Source organism: Roseburia sp. OM02-15 (assembly GCF_003481835.1).
GTDB classification, from domain to species: domain Bacteria; phylum Bacillota; class Clostridia; order Lachnospirales; family Lachnospiraceae; genus Eubacterium_I; species Eubacterium_I ramulus_A.
Window position 1 is genome coordinate 399 of record NZ_QULX01000049.1, and the last position, 1,446, is coordinate 1,844.

Annotated in this window: 4 protein-coding genes; 1 reads left to right on the forward strand and 3 read right to left on the reverse strand. The window is 36.9% G+C overall.

Annotation, left to right across the window (positions count from 1 at the left end; translation table 11 throughout):
- The 3 genes from tnpA to DXB15_RS17000 all read right to left on the reverse strand — a co-directional run.
- Nucleotides 1-260: IS200/IS605 family transposase (gene tnpA, locus DXB15_RS17410; protein ID WP_243115690.1), on the reverse strand; the 260-nt coding region annotated here is incomplete at its 3' end.
- 252 nt (nucleotides 261-512) lie between these two features.
- Nucleotides 513-698 carry a diguanylate cyclase domain-containing protein gene (locus DXB15_RS16730; protein ID WP_118703563.1) on the reverse strand — a complete coding sequence of 62 codons (186 nt, stop codon included), beginning with the start codon at nucleotides 696-698 and terminating at the stop codon, nucleotides 513-515.
- A complete protein-coding gene (locus tag DXB15_RS17000; protein ID WP_158582292.1) occupies nucleotides 685-843 on the reverse strand; it encodes a hypothetical protein in 159 nt (52 codons plus the stop codon). The genes DXB15_RS16730 and DXB15_RS17000 overlap by 14 nt, the downstream gene beginning before the upstream one ends.
- Nucleotides 844-974: 131 nt before the next feature.
- Between DXB15_RS17000 and DXB15_RS16735 the strand changes: the two genes are divergently transcribed.
- Nucleotides 975-1,382, forward strand: coding sequence for a hypothetical protein (locus tag DXB15_RS16735; RefSeq protein ID WP_118703564.1), 408 nt, complete (start codon nucleotides 975-977; stop codon nucleotides 1,380-1,382).
- Nucleotides 1,383-1,446: the final 64 nt, after the last annotated feature.

The window sequence follows — 1,446 nt, forward strand, 5'->3', positions numbered from 1 at the left end:
CGGCTGCTTGCACTTTTATACGCATTGATAAATTTACTGAGTTCTGATTTTGGCTGTGCTCGAAACATAACATGTACATGATCTAAATCATGATTCCATTTTTCCAGTGTGATCCCGTAATCAGGTGCAATATGTTCCCATATTTCCTTTGCCCGTTCTGAAGTCGGATCATCTATTACTTTTCTTCTATCTTTTACAACCATGATCAGATGATAATACATCAGATATACTGAATGTGCATTATGATCCATTTTATCCATACAATCAGTCCCTTCTGGCTTTTCAACTGATTGTTTTATACCACATTTTCCGCTGTAGAACAAGTGTTCTATTTTTTCCGTTTAGATTTATTTTTGCAATTCATCTCCCACCTGTAGAGGAAGGAGAATTCTTGCTATAATTTGTTAAAATTTTCCTGTTTTTTGATTATACCTGTTTTTTCGCATGAATGCAAACAGACAGGACATAGTAAATAGAAGAAAGCATTCCTCTGTCTGCCATGTCCTGTCATTTCAGTCGTTTTCTTTTTTTGTCTTTTTATGCAGATACATCATCCGGTCTGCTTCTGCAATGGAATCCAGTGCATTCTCATAATTATGATCATAATAGGCATAACCAATGGAAATCGTCGGAAGTTTTGAGTCTTTTTCCCGCAACTTATCCAGTTCACGCACTGTTGCCCGGTTAAATGTATACATATTTTTTCTTCTGCTTTTCAATCAGACATGCCGTAAAAAAACCAATGGATGGTGCAATCGACAATTCCAGTGCTTTTACGACGATATGTATCGTTCTGGTTGCGCTCCCATTAGTGAAGATTTCCTTAATAATCTGAGATTTCACAATTGGAACATACCTTTTATGTTATAATATATACCAACACGTGAAAAACAGACAACAGAATTCTATGGATTCATAAATTGTTTAACCAGGAACATCATTGTACGTTCTACAATAAGGAGGTATCAAACCCTATGGCATATCCACACAGAAAGCACCGTCTTCAGAAATTTATCGTTTTTTTGATTGCTGCCATTGTGATCATTCTCATTGCTTATTTTGTAGCATTACCAAAGATAAAAAGTAAAGCAGCAGATGTTGTTGCAGAGAAATTAATGGAGTCGCAGATTGCATCCGATGCACAGGCCGCAACCGGCGTAGATGCACGTGAAATTCTGGATGCAATGGATGAACAGGATAAAGAAACCGTCAATGATATCATCACGAATCACATGTCAGCAGAAACCATGAAAGAGGCATCTTCCTATATTACAAGCGGCGATACCGCAGGTCTAAAGCAGTATGCAAAGGACACACTGACTGCTTCTGAACTGGAGCAAATTAAGGAGCTTTATAATAAATATAAAGGTACGTTTCAATAAATTCCTGTTTGTCGCGTTTTTGACTGAAAATTTATATAATAAGAAAACGAAGAATCCTGTCAGG

Excerpts from the sequence above, each read along its gene's own strand:
- DXB15_RS16730 (WP_118703563.1), bottom strand. The coding sequence starts at position 698 with ATGTATACATTTAACCGGGCAACAGTGCGTGAACTGGATAAGTTGCGG.
- DXB15_RS16735 (WP_118703564.1), top strand. The coding sequence starts at position 975 with ATGGCATATCCACACAGAAAGCACCGTCTTCAGAAATTTATCGTTTTT.